General features: G+C 51.1%; 1 protein-coding gene. It reads right to left on the bottom strand.

Annotated features, from left to right (window positions below; all coding sequences use genetic code 11):
- A partial coding sequence (locus NLX73_RS24825; protein ID WP_254327609.1) for a condensation domain-containing protein occupies positions 1-779 on the bottom strand: 779 nt, incomplete at both ends.

Here is a 779-nt window from a genome sequence, read left to right on the forward strand (position 1 = left end):
TGCTTCATCAGCTCTGTAAATGCTGTTGCTTGTCCGCCTTGAATACGGACGGGGACCGTGTTAATGAATAGTCCAATCATCTGCTCTACTCCGGCAATGTCCGCTGGACGTCCCGATACCACGCTCCCAAAAACGACATCCTCTGTGCGATTATACTTTTGCAACAAAACGCCCCAGGCCGTTTGCATCAGCGTATTTATTGTTACCTGTTCTTGCTTTGCCAGTTGCAGCAGGGCCGTTGTCAGGTCTATACCCAAATCAAATTCCAGATATTCGGCCTCATATCCCTGGGTCTTCCCTGTTTTGGCCTGCGGCAAGACCGCCGTCTCCTCATAGCCCCGCAGGTAACCGTTCCAATACTCCGCTGCTTCCTGACGATTCTGCCCCTCCAGCCATTCGATGTATCGGCTATATGGTGTTACCACAGGCAATTGCGGTGGCTTCCCTTCTGTAAGGGCGGTATATCCTCCAAAGACTTCGTTGGTAACCAGTGACAAACACCAGCCATCCATGATGATGTGGTGGAAGCTCCATACAAAATGGTATGAATCATCTGATGTACGCAAGATAGATACCCGCATCAGTGCATCCTTTGCCAGATCAAAGCCCCTCTGCTGATCTCGACGCGTGAACTCCTCGATGTACTGCTCTTGCGCCGACTTCTCCTTCTCACGTATATCCTCTACGTACATTTCTCCGCGTTTATTCCGGTACACCACTTGCAACGGCTCGTCCTGCAAATCGCTCCGGAAGTTGGTACGCAGTGCTGAATGACGCTG

The sequence above is a fragment of the Paenibacillus sp. CH40 genome, assembly GCF_024213605.1.
In the GTDB taxonomy this organism is placed as follows: Bacteria; Bacillota; Bacilli; order Paenibacillales; family Paenibacillaceae; genus Paenibacillus; species Paenibacillus polymyxa_B.